At 53.2% G+C, this 16,165-nt stretch carries 17 protein-coding genes; 13 read left to right on the forward strand and 4 right to left on the reverse strand.

Features of this window, described 5'->3' with window-relative positions; genetic code table 11:
* Positions 1–291 precede the first annotated feature (291 nt).
* Both ACR0FE_RS22625 and ACR0FE_RS22630 read right to left on the reverse strand, forming a co-directional pair.
* Positions 292–930: an EamA family transporter gene (locus tag ACR0FE_RS22625; RefSeq protein WP_480915403.1), complete on the reverse strand. Its 639-nt coding sequence runs from the start codon at positions 928–930 to the stop codon at positions 292–294.
* 230 nt (positions 931–1,160) lie between these two features.
* Complete coding sequence (locus tag ACR0FE_RS22630) at positions 1,161–1,940, reverse strand: MOSC domain-containing protein (protein WP_480915405.1); 780 nt, start codon at positions 1,938–1,940, stop codon at positions 1,161–1,163.
* Positions 1,941–2,337: 397 nt separating this feature from the next.
* Between ACR0FE_RS22630 and ACR0FE_RS22635 the strand changes: the two genes are divergently transcribed.
* The 10 genes from ACR0FE_RS22635 (at position 2,338) to ACR0FE_RS22680 (ending at position 12,829) form a co-directional block, all read left to right on the forward strand.
* Complete coding sequence (locus tag ACR0FE_RS22635) at positions 2,338–3,657, forward strand: ABC transporter substrate-binding protein (RefSeq protein WP_480915407.1); 1,320 nt, start codon at positions 2,338–2,340, stop codon at positions 3,655–3,657.
* A gap of 82 nt (positions 3,658–3,739) precedes the next feature.
* Positions 3,740–4,687 (forward strand): carbohydrate ABC transporter permease, encoded by a 948-nt coding sequence (locus ACR0FE_RS22640; protein ID WP_480915410.1) that lies wholly within the window; start codon positions 3,740–3,742, stop codon positions 4,685–4,687.
* On the forward strand, positions 4,684–5,622 hold the full coding sequence (locus ACR0FE_RS22645) for a carbohydrate ABC transporter permease (RefSeq protein ID WP_480915412.1): 939 nt from the start codon (positions 4,684–4,686) through the stop codon (positions 5,620–5,622). The genes ACR0FE_RS22640 and ACR0FE_RS22645 overlap by 4 nt, the downstream gene beginning before the upstream one ends.
* Positions 5,619–5,807 carry a hypothetical protein gene (locus ACR0FE_RS22650; protein ID WP_010442360.1) on the forward strand — a complete coding sequence of 63 codons (189 nt, stop codon included), beginning with the start codon at positions 5,619–5,621 and terminating at the stop codon, positions 5,805–5,807. Before ACR0FE_RS22645 ends, ACR0FE_RS22650 begins: the two co-directional genes overlap by 4 nt.
* A gap of 2 nt (positions 5,808–5,809) precedes the next feature.
* Positions 5,810–6,907, forward strand: a complete 1,098-nt coding sequence (locus ACR0FE_RS22655) for an ABC transporter ATP-binding protein (RefSeq protein ID WP_480527090.1) — start codon at positions 5,810–5,812, stop codon at positions 6,905–6,907.
* Positions 6,900–7,892, forward strand: coding sequence for an ABC transporter ATP-binding protein (locus tag ACR0FE_RS22660; RefSeq protein ID WP_480915414.1), 993 nt, complete (start codon positions 6,900–6,902; stop codon positions 7,890–7,892). The genes ACR0FE_RS22655 and ACR0FE_RS22660 overlap by 8 nt, the downstream gene beginning before the upstream one ends.
* Positions 7,893–7,903: 11 nt before the next feature.
* Positions 7,904–9,526, forward strand: coding sequence for a dihydroxyacetone kinase subunit DhaK (locus tag ACR0FE_RS22665; protein ID WP_480915416.1), 1,623 nt, complete (start codon positions 7,904–7,906; stop codon positions 9,524–9,526).
* A 7-nt stretch (positions 9,527–9,533) separates the two neighbouring features.
* A complete protein-coding gene (locus ACR0FE_RS22670; protein ID WP_480915418.1) occupies positions 9,534–10,592 on the forward strand; it encodes a LacI family DNA-binding transcriptional regulator in 1,059 nt (352 codons plus the stop codon).
* A gap of 27 nt (positions 10,593–10,619) precedes the next feature.
* Positions 10,620–11,675, forward strand: coding sequence for a sugar phosphate isomerase/epimerase family protein (locus ACR0FE_RS22675; protein ID WP_480915420.1), 1,056 nt, complete (start codon positions 10,620–10,622; stop codon positions 11,673–11,675).
* A complete protein-coding gene (locus ACR0FE_RS22680) occupies positions 11,675–12,829 on the forward strand; it encodes a Gfo/Idh/MocA family protein (RefSeq protein WP_480915422.1) in 1,155 nt (384 codons plus the stop codon). Before ACR0FE_RS22675 ends, ACR0FE_RS22680 begins: the two co-directional genes overlap by 1 nt.
* 349 nt (positions 12,830–13,178) lie before the next feature.
* Here the strand turns inward: ACR0FE_RS22680 and ACR0FE_RS22685 are convergent, their stop codons facing one another.
* Entirely contained in the window at positions 13,179–13,502 is a 324-nt protein-coding gene (locus ACR0FE_RS22685; RefSeq protein WP_170615128.1) for a 5-aminolevulinate synthase, read from the reverse strand.
* A gap of 698 nt (positions 13,503–14,200) precedes the next feature.
* On the opposite strand from ACR0FE_RS22685, the gene ACR0FE_RS22690 reads away from it, so the two are divergent.
* Positions 14,201–14,299 carry a hypothetical protein gene (locus ACR0FE_RS22690; protein ID WP_480491811.1) on the forward strand — a complete coding sequence of 33 codons (99 nt, stop codon included), beginning with the start codon at positions 14,201–14,203 and terminating at the stop codon, positions 14,297–14,299.
* A 136-nt stretch (positions 14,300–14,435) separates the two neighbouring features.
* Here ACR0FE_RS22690 and ACR0FE_RS22695 read toward each other — a convergent pair whose 3' ends face one another.
* Entirely contained in the window at positions 14,436–14,603 is a 168-nt protein-coding gene (locus tag ACR0FE_RS22695; RefSeq protein ID WP_480915424.1) for a hypothetical protein, read from the reverse strand.
* Positions 14,604–14,634: 31 nt separating this feature from the next.
* Between ACR0FE_RS22695 and ACR0FE_RS22700 the strand changes: the two genes are divergently transcribed.
* Positions 14,635–15,702, forward strand: coding sequence for an AI-2E family transporter (locus ACR0FE_RS22700; RefSeq protein WP_480915445.1), 1,068 nt, complete (start codon positions 14,635–14,637; stop codon positions 15,700–15,702).
* Between the two features lie 213 nt (positions 15,703–15,915).
* A complete protein-coding gene (locus ACR0FE_RS22705) occupies positions 15,916–16,164 on the forward strand; it encodes a hypothetical protein (RefSeq protein WP_480915426.1) in 249 nt (82 codons plus the stop codon).
* Position 16,165 lies beyond the last annotated feature (1 nt).

Consider the following 16,165-nt stretch of genomic DNA (forward strand, 5'->3'; position numbering starts at 1 on the left):
AAGAGTTTAGAGAAGAGGGACATTGGGCGGCTCCTTTCAGCGTTGCCATGACCGGAGACTAGCGCCGCTTAGGACAGGCGTGAAGCATGTCGTGCTATTAGAACATTTGTATTCGATCCGTTGGCACGGTCCTTGCGTTGCCTAATACCTCCAGATCCGCGGCAAAAATCCATTCCCCAGCACCACTCTCCCTTGTACGGACGGTCCGAAACCGCCATTCTGACACGTTGCCGCCAACAACTGCGCTGAGCGCAACCTGCTCGTTCGTCAGGTTGCAGCGAATGGCAGATTCTAGTCGCCGTCGACACCTGCAGACCGCATCGACGCGGATTTGTGAACGGCTACGCCAATCATGACGAGGAGCACGCCGAGGACATCCACAGCGCTCGGAACCTGACGCAGGACCGTCGCGACTATGATCGTGGCGGTCGCTGGCAGATGAGCTAGAAGTAACGCGAAGCTGGCACGTGGCAAGCGGGCCATCGCGAGCTGATCGCAGACATAGGAGATGAACGAGGAACAGATGCCGACGCCGATCCCGGCCAGTACAAGCGAAGGCGCACCAAAATCGTCGAGGGCTTGCGGGAAACCGATGGGCATCACGAATATCAAGGCCGCTGTCATGACAGCGCCAAGGCGCTCCACACCGCCCGACGCGCCACCTACGGAAATCGTGTGGCCGAAGATGATGTAGAGAACGAAAAGCGAGCCGTTCAGCAACGCCCAGAACAGGCTACGAAGATCAGAAATGAGATCAGGTCCATCTGCTGCCAGTAGCGACGGCATGTCAATTAGGAGGGTTGCGCCGATGATTGCGAAGGCAAAGGCAAGATAGTTGCGCCCAGTGCGTATGCCCAAAAGAGCAATAACGATGGTACCGACGAATTCGATGGCTGCAATTAGCGCAATCGGTAGCCGGTCGAAGCCCATCTTTCCTCCCAAGCCTGGGAAGAGGTCAGAGAAATCCGCAAAAAACGATCTTGGTAAACTTTCCAGGTTCGGTCAATTACATGCTTCATCTGGAGCATCGTTTTTTCAGGGAGTCACATTCACTAGGCTGGGCGAGCAAGAAAACGACTGGCGAAAGCGTAGACACAAATTAGTTGAGAGAACGCGGGACAAACCGCCTGTGACTGCCACTCTGGCGGGGTGAGTAAAACTCAATTCAACATCTCCCCAATTTGGCCGACTCTCAACGCTCCGCCTTTAGCAACCTCAACATAGACACCCATGTCCGTATGACCCATCAACTTCCGAATTAGATAGGGTATCTTCAGGTCCCGCTTAGCCGTTTCCGGGTTCACTTCAGTGGCTGCACACCTTTTCGTACGTGAGAGTATATTTAACTCAACATCGCCAAATCTAAAAACTGATCCAGCTTCATCCAACTCAGAAAATGGGGGCATACCGTCCATCTCGATATTCGCCCGGAAGCGCGCTGGGTGGACTTCCGCGTTCAGTTTTTCACCTAACTTTTCCACAGACGCCAGATTTAGAACGGATATCGCGTTCATCATTTTAGGTGACACGACAGATACATCTGTAAACCGATGCGGAGCAGACGAAACGAAATTTGGTGGTTCGAGGTCTTTTAGGTCGATCTCTGAAGACAGGAAACTTACCGCATTCATCCGATCTTCTGGTGCTTGCATATTAAAGCTTTGTGTTTTGCCGCTCGCTTTGATCTCAAGATATTGGGTCTCAATATCAAAATTTGCCTTAACGCCTGCAAGCGCAGCTTCATTCAACAAAACAACAAAGCGATCTTTCGGCAGTGGCTGAGGGTTTTGCGCGTCGAAACCGGAGTTGTAGCGCGCGAATCCGAACAGGCGATCACCAGGAATCCCCTCTCCCGCTCGTAGCGTCACGCTTTGCATGGGCTCAGCACTCAAGCCTTTTATTGGGTACCGGTTCAATCTGACGATAGAGAGCGTGTTCATACGTCTGCACCTGACCAAACGAGTTATACACGATCCTGCGTGGCCCGTGCTGTTTGACGCTATCTCCAATTCTCCAAGGTATCGACCAAATAATCTGTGAGTGCTTCAAAAGCGTGTTCGCTAAACCTGCTGGACACATTATTGCCGCGATTGCGGGCTGAACCAATTTTGGTCAATAGGGCCTCATAAATCCTAACTGCCAAATATACATGCGCATCAACGCAAATAAGTAAACTAAATAAAATCAATGACTAAAAAGCGGCGTTAACAACCTTACTAGGCTACCTGAGGTACGAACCTCAAAAAATTCTGGACTTGAGGTGCGTACCTCAAATAGCCTTGGAGGTATGCCGCGATTCGCACATCCTCGATTGACGGCGCAAAAAGGGAGGAATGGATGACTTACACAAAACTGGCCTCTGCCAGCGCAATAGTCCTTGCCGCTACTACTCTTTCTACCAAGGCAAATGCTGAAGATCTGACGCTCTGTTGGGCTGCATGGGACCCGGCCAACGCGCTTGTCGAGCTATCTAAGGAATTCGAAGCAGAATCCGGCCACTCGATGAACTTCGAATTTGTTCCCTGGCCAAATTTTGCGGACCGGATGCTGAATGAGTTGAACTCTGGGGGTAAGCTCTGCGACCTGCTGATTGGTGATAGCCAATGGATCGGCGGTGGCGCTGAAAACGGTCACTATGTTCAACTAAACGAATTCTTCGATGCTGAAGGCATCAGCATGGACGATTTTGCGCCAGCCACTGTCTACGCTTATTCAACTTGGCCCAAGGGCACACCAAACTACTATGCCCTGCCTGCGATGGGCGATGCGAATGGTTGGTTCTATCGTAAGGACTGGTTCGAAAACCCTGAAATCCAAGCCGCATACAAAGAGGCGACTGGACAAGATTTGCGCGAACCTCAATCTCAGAAAGAACTATTGCAGATCGCACAGTTCTTCCAAGGACGTGAGATCGACGGCAAGACGGTGTACGGGGCAGCGATCTTTACCGAGCGTGGCTCTGAAGGGATCACCATGGGTGTGACCGGAGCGCTTTATCCCTGGGGCTTCAAATACGAAAACACCCCGGGCTCATATGACATGGAAGGCGCGGTAAACTCACCCCAAGCGGTTGAAGCTCTGGAGTTCTACAAGGAATTCTACGAAACGGCGACGCCTCCGGGGTATACAAACTCTTACATGGGTGAGAGCTTGGACGCCTTTAAATCCGGTCAGGTCGCCATGGCAATGAACTGGTTCGCGTTCTTCCCAGGTCTTTATGCCGACCCCAATACCGGCGGTGACAAAATCGACTTCTTCGTGAACCCACCCCAAAATCAGGCAGGTTCGACGCTGGGCGGACAAGGTATCTCGGTTGTCAGCTACTCTGACAAACAGGACGCCGCTCTTGAGTACATTAAGTGGTTCGCGCAGCCAGAAGTGCAGGCCAAATGGTGGGAGCTGGGCGGCTACTCCGCACATAACTCGGTGCTGGAAGATCCCGGTTTCGTAGACAGCCAGCCTTTCGCCGGTGACTTCCTGGAAGCAATGGGCGGTGTGCAGGATTTCTGGCAAGAGCCTGCCTATGCGGAACTTCTGCTGGCAATGCAGAAACGCATCCACGACTACGTTGTAGCTGACCAAGGTACAGCTCAGGAAGCGTTGGATCTTCTGATCGAAGATTGGACGGAAGTCTTCGAAGACGAAGGCAAGCTGTAATCCGGACACAGGCAGGAGCGGGCGCAATCCCGCTCCACCTTCACCCGTGAGTCCTAAACCAACAAGAAGAACTGGCAAAGAGATGTCTGACAGGACCGTAGATCGCGTTGCGCGGGCAACGCCAGAGCGAGTTGCGCGAAAAATCCGAGGATTGTCCGACCGTGCGATCGCCTGGATATTCATCTCGCCGACGATCTTTCTATTGCTGGCGATCAACATCTTTCCGTTGATCTGGACTATCCAACTGAGCTTTACCAACTACAAGGCCAACCGGATCGGGCGTGAAGTCAAAGATGTCGGTTTCAGGAATTACGAGCGTATCCTGACAGACTCGGACACCTGGCTGAACATGCAGGCCACCGCGCATTTCCTGTTCTGGACGATCTTTTTCCAGGTCCTGATCGGGTTTACTCTGGCGTGGTTGATCAACAAGAAATTCAAGGGCAACGATCTTTGGACCACGATTATCGTGTTGCCAATGATGTTGTCCCCGGCCGTTGTCGGTAACTTCTGGAAGTTCCTGTATCAACCTCAAATCGGCTTGTTCAATTACATCGTGTCCTGGTTCACCGGCAAGGATCCGTCGAGCTTTGAAATGCTGGGATCAGTCACGTTGGCCCCATGGGCGATTGTGATTGTCGACACTTGGATGTGGACCCCATTCGTGATGCTGATCTGTCTGGCCGGGCTGCGTAGTATTCCCGACTACATCTACGAGGCGGCTGAGATCGACAGGGCCAGCAAGCTGCGACAGTTCTTCACGATTACCATCCCGATGGTCTTGCCGTTCCTGATGCTTGCTGTGCTGTTTCGAGGCATCGAGAACTTCAAGATGTTCGACCTCGTGGTTCAGCTAACCGGCGGAGGACCCGGTTCTGTAACGGAACTCACTTCGATCAACCTGAAACGCGAAGCCTTTGAGAAATGGCGTACGGGCTATGCGTCAGCCTATGCGATCATCCTTTTCGTCACCGTGTTCGGCCTTGCGTCGATCTACGTCAAAGCCCTGAACAAGGTGAAACAGAGATGAGCAGTTTTTCCGTCACCGAACCCTCGAACCGTTCCAAGTGGATCGCCGGTTTTCTGGTCATCACCTATGCGCTGATCACGATGATCCCGCTGGTGTGGATCTTGCTGACCGGCTTCAAGTCCCCGGCCGATGCGATTAGCTACCCGCCAAAGGTTGTCTTTGACCCAACGCTTGAAGGCTACGTCAATCTCTTCACCACTCGCACGCGGCAGACGCATGAATTTCTAGAAGCCAACCCACCGCAGAACTGGGCCGATGAGATCGTGCGCCAATACGACATGGTGATTGTTGGGCCATCAAAGTTCGGTGAGCGTTTTATGAATTCGGTTATCATCGGATTTGGTTCAACTTTCTTGAGTATCTTCCTTGGCACACTGGCCGCCTATGCGTTCAGCAGGTTTAAAGTCCCGCTTAAGGACGATCTACTGTTCTTCATCCTCAGTACGAGGATGATGCCCCCGGTCGCCGTTGCCATCCCAATTTTCCTGATGTTCAGAAACCTTGGATTGAGCGATACGCATCTGGGAATGATCCTGTTGTATACGGGCGTGAATATTTCCTTGGCGGTCTGGTTGCTAAAAGGGTTCATCGACGAAATCCCAAGAGAGTACGAAGAAGCGGCTCTAATAGATGGCTACACACGCTTTCAGGCTTTCTACAAAGTCGTGCTGCCACAAGCCGCAACGGGCATCGCTTCGACAGCTATCTTTTGCCTGATCTTCGCCTGGAATGAGTATGCGTTTGCTGTGCTGCTGACATCTGCGAATGCTCAGACTGCACCGCCCTTCATCCCGACCATTATCGGTATCGGTGGCCTGGACTGGCCTGCCGTGGCGGCTGGCGCCACCATATTCCTAATCCCGGTCATGATTTTCACCATCCTGATGCGCAAACATTTGCTGCGTGGGATCACATTCGGAGCCGTGCGCAAATGAGTGATTTTCTAACCGGATTGATGCGGCTCCGCCGCGGCCCATGGGAGATGGTCGCAACTATCCTTATCGCACTGGGTGTCTTCATGCTGATGCAGCCCTTTGTCCTGTGGGCCTTCACCTATTCTTTCATCGTCACGTTGATCGGAACCGTCATGTTTATCATCGTCAGCCATTTCCCGGAGTAGAAATGGCCCAGATCGTAGTCCAAAACGTAAAAAAGATGTTCGGCAATTTCACGGCTGTCCGCGAAAGCTCGTTCACGATTGAAGACGGTGAGTTTTTCATGCTGCTGGGGCCATCCGGTTGCGGAAAGACGACGACTCTACGGATGATCGCGGGATTGGAACTTCCAACATCGGGTGAAATCTATCTGGACGGAGAAGAAATCAGCCAGCGGCCACCGTCGGAGCGAGACATTGCCTTCGTGTTCCAGATGTTCGCGCTGTATCCTCACATGAACGTGCGCAAGAACATCAGCTACCCGCTAATATCGCAGGGTATGCCGCGCCCCGCCGTAAAAGCCAAAGTCGAGGAAGTCGCCGGAATTTTAGGGATAAACGACATACTGGATAGCCCAGTAGGTGGGCTTTCAGGCGGCGACAGGCAGCGTGTAGCGCTTGGACGCGCGATTGTTCGCGAACCCAAGGCGTTCATGATGGACGAACCTCTTGGTGCCCTGGATGCCGAATTTCGTGAGCACATGGCCGAAGAACTGCGCGCGCTTCATGATCGCATGGGCGCAACCACCGTTTACGTTACACACGATCAGTTGGAAGCCATGCAAATGGGGGACAAGATCGTAGTGATGAACAACGCTGTGATCGAGCAATTCGGCACACCTCAGGAAATCTACGACAAGCCGGCTACGATGTTCGTGGCGGATTTTATTGGGTCTCCTTCGATGAACTTCCTGCCGTTTCAGGGAAAGGTCGAACCCGGCTCGGAAATGGTCCGACTGAATGGCCATGACGAAGCCGTGCCCAAGCTGATGGAAGGGGCCGAAGGTGAATTGGTTTTTGGTGTCCGTCCCGAACATGTTTTTCTGTCGGATGCGAGCGCCTACCGGGCCAAGGTTCTGGCAGCGGAATATCTGGGAACCACTCAGATCGTGACGCTGCAAAGCCCGAACGGAGAACTGAAAGCCCGGATTGATGCACGCGAAGTCGTCAGTCCCGGTGAAACAGTAGGATTGGAGTTCCGCTCTCCCGCAGTAACCCTATTTGAAAAATCTACCGGGCGCGCTTTGAGATCCGCTCTGAACGACGAGGTACTAAGCAATGGCTGAAGTCGTTTTGGAGAATATCTCGAAGTCATTCGGCAATCTTAAAGCGGTGGATGATATTTCAATGACGATCCCCAACGGTGCCTTTGTGGTGTTGTTGGGTCCAACTGGTGCGGGAAAAACAACGACGCTGAGATTGATATCCGGACTTGAGAAACTGGATTCAGGAACGGTGCGTATAGCCGGGCGAGATGTTGGAATAGAAACGCCAGCCCAGCGCGATATAGCCATGGTCTTCCAGCAATACTCGCTGTACCCGCATATGACAGTGCGTGAAAACCTGTCTTTCCCTTTGCGTTCGCCGATCCTGAAGACACCAGAGGATGAGATCGCCAGGAAGGTTAACGAAGTCTCGGAGATCCTCCAGATCCCGCACAAACTGGACAACAAAGCCACTGAACTGTCTGGCGGCGAAATGCAGCGCGTTTCAATTGGACGGGCGCTTGTGCGCGACCCCCAGATATTCCTGATGGATGAACCCCTCAGCTCTTTGGACGCCAAGCTTCGGGCGGATTTGCGGGTAGAGCTGAAGAGAATTCAGGCAGATCTGGGATCAACCTTACTCTACGTGACCCATGATCAGGTCGAAGCCATGACAATGGCGACGCATATCGGCGTTTTGGAAAACGGTAGGCTAGTCCAGTACGGTACCCCTCGCGACATTTATGAAAATCCGGGCAGTGTTTACGTAGCCAGCAGGTTGGGCCTGCCACGGATAAACATCCTGCCGTCCGAGTTGTTCGGAGGCGATCACAAAGGCCCACAGATTGGTCTTCGCCCGGAAAACATAATTGAAGGCGAAGGCCGTGAAGCGCGTGTGATACGTGCTGAGCATCTGGGGGATCAAACGCGGCTGCACCTGGACTTGAATGGTCACCCTGTTGTGACTTTGATTGATGTCCATCAGGACTATCCCTCAGGAAAAATCATAAAAATCCGCCCACACAACCCATTGTATTTTGACGCGTCCGGCGCGCGAGTGAAATAAGGAGCAAAAGCATGGCCCAGTTCCTCAATACTAAAGAAACCTTGGTGACAGAGGCCATAGACGGCCTTTTGGCCTCCTCCGGGGGACGACTTACTCGGTTGGACGGCTACCCGCACATCAAGGTTGTTTACAGATCGGACTGGGACAAGTCGAAAGTCGCCTTGGTTTCTGGCGGAGGGTCTGGTCACGAACCCGCCCATGCAGGTTTTGTTGGCGCTGGTATGCTGACAGCTGCGGTTTGCGGTGAAGTGTTCGCCTCGCCATCGGTGGAGGCGGTTCTGGCGGGCATTCTTGCTGTCACGGGTGAGGTTGGATGCCTGCTGATCGTCAAGAATTACACCGGAGATCGGTTGAACTTTGGACTGGCAGCGGAACGGGCCCGTGCATTGGGCCGCAAGGTTGAAATGGTCGTCGTCGACGATGACATCGCCCTGCCCGACCTTCCGCAACCACGTGGCGTGGCGGGTACGTTGTTCGTTCACAAAATAGCCGGAGCGCTTGCTGAAAGCGGTGCTGATCTAGACACGGTCACCGCCGCAGCAAGACGCACCATAGCAAAGGTCGTCAGCATTGGTATGAGCTTGGACACCTGCACCGTTCCCGGGTCTCCGAAAGAAGACCGGATCGCACCCGGCAAAGCGGAGCTCGGCTTGGGCATCCACGGCGAGCCCGGCGTACAGCAAGTCGAATTCTCAAATGCTGTTTCGGCCATGTCCACGGTGGTGGAGAAGCTGAAGCTAAGGGTTGGGTCTGGGGATTGTGTAGCGTTGGTCAACAACCTCGGATCTACAACTCCGCTGGAAATGGCTGTCCTCACGCATGCGTTGTCCGAGACTGGTATTGCCCATCATATAATTGGCCCGGCACCAATGATGACATCGCTGGATATGCACGGGTTTTCTGTTTCTATTCTGCCTGTAGATCAAGACGATTTATCTGCGCTTGAAGCTCCTGTTGACCTGGCGGCTTGGCCCGGCGTCAATTCCGTCGACCCGATAAAAGTTGTACCATTGCCTGATGGCCTGACCCCAATCGATCCAATTCCTTCGAACAATCCCGCAACAAAGGAAACGATCACCCGGCTGTCTGAGTCGCTGATCAACGCCGAGAAAACCCTGAACGAGCTGGACGCGAAATCCGGAGATGGCGATACAGGAAGCACATTGGCGACTGCCGCAAGAGCATTGCAAGGTAGCCTTGATCGCATGCCGCTTGCTGATCTGACGCAATTGTTTCCAGCGTTGGGCAATGAGTTAAGCCAGACAATGGGTGGTTCTTCTGGTGTGATACTCGCAATCTTCTTCAATGCAGCTGGAGATGCCTGTGCGAGCGGGGCTTCGGTACCGAAGTCTCTGGTCGAAGGTTTGAATCGCGTCAGCCAGGTTGGGGGTGCCAAGGTCGGTGACAGGACAATGATTGACGCCCTGGCGCCGGCGCTTGCCGCACTGCCATCTGGTCTGACGCATGCGGCCGAGGCTGCCCGCGAAGGCGCGAACAACACCGCGAATATTCGTCGTGCGAAGGCGGGCCGGGCAGCCTATGTTCCCGAAGAAAACCTAGTTGGACATAACGATCCCGGCGCTGAGGCTGTTGCTTTATTGTTTGAAGGCTTGGCGCGGGAGATTGAGGGCTGAAGAACACGTGGAAGACCAAAAACAAAAACTAGAATTGGTGAAAAAGCCAACCGTAAACGACCTGGCGCGCGTCGCGGGTGTCAGTCTCGCAACTGTTGACCGAGTCTTGAACAGACGCCCCGGCGTGCGGGCCGTAACTGTACAGAAAGTACAAAGGGCAATTGATGAGCTGGGCTATGTGCGCGACACCGCTGCGGCCAACCTTGCGAGAAACCGAGTCTACAACTTCCTCTTTGTTCTGCCGGATACTGACAACGAGTTTGTGGAGGCAATCAGCAGTCAGATCGCAGAACAATCCCCTGACCAATTTATCGAGCGGACCCGCATTGCGATAAGGAAGGTCGCTCCGTTTGAGCCGCAAGATATCGTCAACATTCTGGATGCTGTCGACAGTTTGGATGTAGACGGAGTCGCAGTTTTTGGGCCCGAAACGCCTTCTGTCCGGGATGCTGTAAAAAGGCTCAGGGACAAAGGCGTTCCAGTGGTCGCCTTGGTGTCTGACTTGCCCAGTTCTGAGCGAGACCACTTTGTGGGAATCGATAACGTTTCGGCAGGACGAACCGCCGCTCAGCTGATGGGACGATTTGTGCATCGCGACGGCAAGGTCTTGGTTCTTACAGGCTCTCGTTTGGCGCGTGACCACCTCGAGCGTCGTCAAGGCTTTGATATTGTTGTGGCCGAGGAATTTCCGCACCTCCAAGTCGTAGCGTCTGTCGAGGGTCGGGATGACCCGGATCTGATTTACAGGATGATGCCCGAAATCTTTGAAACCTATCCAGATCTGGTCGGAATATACTCGTCAGCAGCGGGCAATGCGGGCCTGATACAATTTCTTTCAGAGAACAGGTTCAGCAAAGATCTGGTGATCATAGCACATGAGCTTACTCCACTCAGTCGTGAGGCGCTTAGGCTTGGCACATTTGACGCCTTAATCTCGCAAGACACCGGGCATATTGTTCGGTCTGCCGTCCGTCTATTGCGCGCTACTAAGGACAAGGTTCCATTCAACAAAGCGCAGGAACGCATCCGTATCGACATCTATCTGAAGGAAAATTTACCGCCATAGAGGCTTAGGGTTTGGGGAGGAAATTTTATGAAGACGATCAAAGGTCCAGCGTTGTTTCTGGCACAATTTGCGGGAGACGAAGCACCGTTCAATTCGTGGGAAGCGATCACCAAATGGGCGGCGGATTGTGGATACAAGGGAGTTCAAGTTCCCAGTTGGGATGGCCGGTTATTCGACCTCGAACAGGCCGCGTCCAGCACCGGTTATTGCGATGACTTCAAAGGAAAAGCCCAAGAAAACGGCGTCGAAGTCACCGAACTTTCTACGCATCTTCAGGGCCAGCTTGTGGCCGTTCACCCAGCCTATGACAGCGCGTTTGATGGCTTTGCAGCCGCAAGTGTTCGGGGGAACCCGAAAGCCCGACAAGAATGGGCAGTAGACCAGGTCAAAAAGGCACTGTCAGCATCAAAGAACTTGGGCATTTCCGAACATGCAACATTCTCTGGCGCGCTGGCATGGCCCTATGTCTATCCTTGGCCGCAACGCCCTGCCGGCTTGATTGAAACGGCGTTTGATGAGCTGGCGCGCCGTTGGGTGCCGATCCTGAATCACGCCGAAGACTGCGGTGTCGATGTCTGCTACGAAATTCACCCCGGAGAGGACCTCCACGATGGTGTGACGTATGAGATGTTTCTGGATCGGACGGGAAATCACCCACGGGCCTGCATGCTATACGACCCGTCGCACTACGTGCTGCAATGCCTCGATTACCTGGACAATATCGACATCTACAAAGATAGAATCCGCATGTTCCATGTGAAAGATGCCGAGTTCAACCCAACTGGGCGGCAAGGTGTTTACTCAGGATATCAAAGCTGGGTCGATCGTGCCGGGCGGTTCCGGTCGCTTGGTGATGGCCAAGTGGATTTCAGCGCGGTCTTCTCAAAAATGGCCGCGAATGACTTTGATGGCTGGGCTGTGGTCGAATGGGAATGCTGCCTCAAACACCCCGAGGACGGAGCGCGTGAAGGCGCTCAGTTCGTGTCCGATCATATCATCCGTGTAACCGAGAAAGCCTTTGATGATTTCGCTGATGGTGGCGCAGACGAAGCCGCCAATCGTAAGATGCTGGGGATTGAGTGATGGTCACAGGACGCAGTGAAGAAACCTCAGGACGCATTCGGCTTGGTATGGTTGGCGGCGGAAACGACGCCTTCATAGGGGGTGTCCATCGAATAGCCTCGCGACTGGACGACAAGTTCGAGCTGGTTGCCGGTGCATTGTCTTCGACGCCAGAGAAATCTCTTGAAAGTGGTCAGGCGTTGGGGCTCGAACGGGTCTATGAAGACTTCAAACAAATGGCGATAAGGGAAGCCCGACTGAAATCCGGGATCGAGGCGGTCTCAATCGTCACGCCAAATCACGTCCACTATGCAGCCGCGCGTGAGTTCCTGAAGCGTGGTATTCATGTAATTTGTGACAAGCCACTCACCTCGACTCTTGCCGATGCAAAAAAACTGGTCAAAGCAGCAGAAAGCGCGAATGCCCTATTCATTTTGACCCACAATTACACGGGCTATCCGATGGTTCGGCAGGCGCGTGAAATGGTCGCTAACGGAGATATTGGCAAGACCCGCGTGGTTCAGGTTGAATACCCCCAGGACTGGCTGACTGAGCAGCAGGATTTCAAACAGGCTGAGTGGCGAACCGATCCCGAACGCTCGGGCGCGGGTGGATCAACCGGTGACATCGGGACTCATGCTTACAACCTCGCTTGCTTTGTAACCGGGCTGACAGCGGAAAGCGTTGCGGCGGACTTACAGGCCTTTGTGCCGGGGCGCAAAGTCGATGACAACGCGCACGTATTACTTCGCTTCGAAGGCGGAGCGCGGGGTATGCTTTGGTCTTCTCAGGTGGCTCCCGGCAACGAAAACGCACTTCGTTTGCGCGTCTATGGTGAAAAAGGTGGGTTGGAGTGGTCTCAGGAAGATCCCAATTACCTTTGGTTCACGCCATACAACGAACCCAAGCGTCTGATCACCCGAAATGGAGCTGGAACTGGTGACGCTGCCAATCGGTTGAGTAGAATCCCTCCGGGCCATCCCGAGGGGTACCTTGAAGGTTTCGCCAATATCTATGGAGAGGCTGCTGAGGCAATCCAAGCCTTCCGAAATGGGATTTCATCTGACGGATCGGTTGTTTATCCAACGGTTCATGACGGGCTCAATGGTGTTAGATTTGTGGCCGCGTGCGTGCAGAGCTCTTTAAGGAATGCGGCTTGGGTCAGCTTAACTTAAAGACTGGTTGTTGGCATAAGGCAGACATCTTGGGAGGCATCGAGCGTGTCTGCAAATAAAACGAAGCGCGCGCAACCTATAGATGCACGCTCCGGTACAACGAACCGTGAAAGTCACTGAAGAGGTTTTATGTGACCCGAAGAAGCATTCGACTTCCGTCCGGGTCTACTAGATGGCAATGTCCACTTTGTCCGCATAGCGGACATTTGGCGAAGAACGCTCAAGGTCTGCTGTGCGGACATACCCGCCGTTGCCGTCAGAACACTTAGAGATTGCTCCCGCCCCCATTGGGCAAACAAGTCATCGTTGGCCCGAGCGTAGCGTATCGCGCCGGCCACCCCATGTCCGATCAGTGCGAGACGATCGCGAGCCCCGCGAATATGAGCGCGCCGCCTGTCCAATCGCGCGGCTCTAGCCCTTCGCCGATACTGTAGGCGTAGGTCAGTACGATCAGTGTCTCAAGCGCAATTATTATTAGATACAGCTCGGAAAGTGGAACTGTACGCATCAGCACCACCTCGGACTGGGTGGCGGCAAGTAACCCCAGAATAATCAGAGCGAGCGCCACCGCCGTCCATTCGGCTGAGGCCAGTTTCATTCCGATGGTTGCAACGCCATACCCCCCTGCCGCCAAGACGGCCAAGGTCAGTGGTTTCAACGCCAGAAGCTCCATGTTTCAAATCCTTCACCGTGCGCAAAAAAACGCGCACCTCGCATGAACCAACATTCTCTGCGCAGGATTTTAGCATCCGTATTATGGCGCATCAGTGAAGCCGATTACTTTATTTTAGCGAAGTGAAAGCCGGTAAGAGTATTGCTTATTCAGATGAAGCGAAAAGCTGCTACCCCCCTTCGAAACGGATGCTGCGCCTGACCCAAAGTCTGAAAAGGGCTCGGCGCGTTCAATCGCCGAAATGTCGCGAGCGACCGCTCTGCGGACAAACCAGCCCTTTGCATTGAACACCGCAGTGTTCACAGACAGAATAACTATGCTTGGGCAGTGCAAGGCATTTGCGCAGGGTAAAGCGAAACAAAATGCTACAATTTGACAAGCCAAAGCGAATAAACGAATTGAGTTTTATCACAGGTCGTCAGAAGCTTTGTCTTTAGCAGCCTTTATTGAGATTAGGTTAACGTTTGTCCATACAGCGGTTTATGCCTTGTGTAATAGCCAGCCACGGACCACCTAAAAAGCTAATAGACTTGGTAAATCACGAGGAAATCCTGATGAAGAAGGCACTGATAGCCAGCTTGCTCGGAAGCTCAATTTTCTTGACCGCATGCGGAGTACCGGCAACGCCAACTCAGGCACAAGTCCAACATGATGCTCGTTGCGCCGGAGGTGTTTTAGGTGGTGCTGCTATTGGTGGAATAGTTGGAAATCGCTTCGGCGGCGGGACAGGCAATGCCTTGGCTACGGCAGCCGGCGCTGGGCTTGGAATGTATGCAGGTCAATCGGTTTGTAACTGAAGAATGCATACTGAAGGGCAGGCAGGGCACTGCTCGGATAACTAACCTGTTCCTTGGGATACTCGCGGTTCTGCGCTTCTCCGAAGAGCCAGAGTTGAAGATGGACCTCCGATTTGGGCTCGACGCAATCATTCGATCAGATCTGAAGAACGGCTGCCATGCGGGAAATGACAATGATGCCTTTGTCTCCGCTCTGCGCTTTCGCAAATTCTGAGACTCTGATAGCATCTTCACGCAAGTTACTTCCTTCAAAAAAATAGTGGCCACTAGCCAAATGATGGCCATAGTGTACTGCGCGTTTCATTGGTCGTAGTGAGGTCGAAATGCTCGCAGACATGCGAGATATAGTTCAAAAGGCTCTCCCACTTGGGGGGCTTGCGCTAATATTCCTGTTAGGGGTGCTGACGCTCAGCCCATTCCTTCCTGCATTGTTATGGGCCCTTTTTATTTCGGTCGCCATTTTGCCCTTTCATGCGCAGCTTACAAACCAACTTGGACAAAGACGTGTACTGGCGACTGGCCTTACTGTCGTCGGGTTGATACTCATCGTACTTGTCCCGATGTTGTTACTTTTTCGCTCCGTTGTAGGGATTTTGCCAGAATTAGCGATTGCCGCCGCAAACAGAGACAGCCTTGAATGGATTGGCGTTGATCTTCCCGCCGGTATCTCCGCAACTTGGCGCGATCTTTGGATAGGAATACGAGATGACTTGGAGGCGTTGCGCACTTTGATTGGCGACGATCTGCGTTTGCTTCTCTCGACAATTGTGTTCGAAGGTCGGTTAATCGGTTATTTTGTTTTAGAGTTTTTGCTGGGCCTGATCCTTGCGGGAGTAATTCTACATAACTCGCAGTATCTCAGCCTGCTCGCAGGCAAGGCGGCACTAAAACTTGGAGGAACGCGGGTCGCCGACCTTGGTGCTCGCTCGATCCTAACGATCCGCTATACCGTGCTTGGTGTTCTTGGATCAGCGGCTGTACAGGCCTGTGTAGCTGCTTTCGCATACTGGCTCGTCGGCGCGCCACATTGGCCACTCCTGGCGTTCGCAACCTTTATGCTTGGCCTTCTGCAAGTCGGCCCGATCCTGATTTGGGCACCACTTTCGATCTGGCTTTGGATGAATGATCAGTCGGTCATGGCGACCTTTATGGTTCTCTGGGGGCTTGTGGCGGTTGGGCTTTCCGACAACCTCGTAAAAGCACTTGTTGTATCGCGCGGAGCGGACTTGCCGGCAATTCTGGTTTTTCTTGGCGCTATCGGCGGGCTACTTTTTTGGGGAGTCGTTGGGGTATTCCTCGGTCCTGTCATTCTTGCACTGTGTCTCGAGTTGATTCTTTGGTGGCTCGGCACGGAACGCTCCGATGACGAGGTTCGAGAGCTGAACGAAGAAGACCTCCAATAGCCTGAATCTGTTTGAAAAGGTTCTGAAGGGAACACCATGCGACCGATGCCCTTGCAGACTGCGTAGCGAATTCCGAATAAATCACTGGCTTCCTCGATCCTTAAGTGCCGACATGTCTGGCAACGGGGCAGCGTTCGCTTTTACCTTAATGAGCACCTACTTCAGAACCGAACCACGTCCCAATCGTCTCGCGCGTTCACTCTGATCGACAAGGTGGTGCTGACACCGTCTGAAGATGGATATGACATTGATCTGCATGGAGATCTTGCCGGCATTCTCGCCTTAGCAACTGATAAAAAAGCTAAAACCGCCCAAGTCGACATGGCTGAGGCGGTTTCGCAAATATCGTTGGTTGCGGGAGCAGGATTTGGCCTTTGCCGAACAACTGAAATATTGAAAGTGCCCCGTCAAACCATTTGCCAAAGTTGGCAAAAGCAATCTGATCAGAAAAACCTTGCGTAAA

Source organism: Ruegeria sp. K7 (assembly GCF_056531785.1).

Coding starts and splice junctions, on each gene's coding strand:
- ACR0FE_RS22625 (WP_480915403.1), bottom strand. CDS start 930: ATGGGCTTCGACCGGCTACCGATTGCGCTAATTGCAGCCATCGAATTC.
- ACR0FE_RS22630 (WP_480915405.1), bottom strand. CDS start 1,940: ATGAACACGCTCTCTATCGTCAGATTGAACCGGTACCCAATAAAAGGC.
- ACR0FE_RS22635 (WP_480915407.1), top strand. CDS start 2,338: ATGACTTACACAAAACTGGCCTCTGCCAGCGCAATAGTCCTTGCCGCT.
- ACR0FE_RS22640 (WP_480915410.1), top strand. CDS start 3,740: ATGTCTGACAGGACCGTAGATCGCGTTGCGCGGGCAACGCCAGAGCGA.
- ACR0FE_RS22645 (WP_480915412.1), top strand. CDS start 4,684: ATGAGCAGTTTTTCCGTCACCGAACCCTCGAACCGTTCCAAGTGGATC.
- ACR0FE_RS22650 (WP_010442360.1), top strand. CDS start 5,619: ATGAGTGATTTTCTAACCGGATTGATGCGGCTCCGCCGCGGCCCATGG.
- ACR0FE_RS22655 (WP_480527090.1), top strand. CDS start 5,810: ATGGCCCAGATCGTAGTCCAAAACGTAAAAAAGATGTTCGGCAATTTC.
- ACR0FE_RS22660 (WP_480915414.1), top strand. CDS start 6,900: ATGGCTGAAGTCGTTTTGGAGAATATCTCGAAGTCATTCGGCAATCTT.
- ACR0FE_RS22665 (WP_480915416.1), top strand. CDS start 7,904: ATGGCCCAGTTCCTCAATACTAAAGAAACCTTGGTGACAGAGGCCATA.
- ACR0FE_RS22675 (WP_480915420.1), top strand. CDS start 10,620: ATGAAGACGATCAAAGGTCCAGCGTTGTTTCTGGCACAATTTGCGGGA.
- ACR0FE_RS22680 (WP_480915422.1), top strand. CDS start 11,675: ATGGTCACAGGACGCAGTGAAGAAACCTCAGGACGCATTCGGCTTGGT.
- ACR0FE_RS22685 (WP_170615128.1), bottom strand. CDS start 13,502: ATGGAGCTTCTGGCGTTGAAACCACTGACCTTGGCCGTCTTGGCGGCA.
- ACR0FE_RS22695 (WP_480915424.1), bottom strand. CDS start 14,603: ATGAAACGCGCAGTACACTATGGCCATCATTTGGCTAGTGGCCACTAT.
- ACR0FE_RS22700 (WP_480915445.1), top strand. CDS start 14,635: ATGCGAGATATAGTTCAAAAGGCTCTCCCACTTGGGGGGCTTGCGCTA.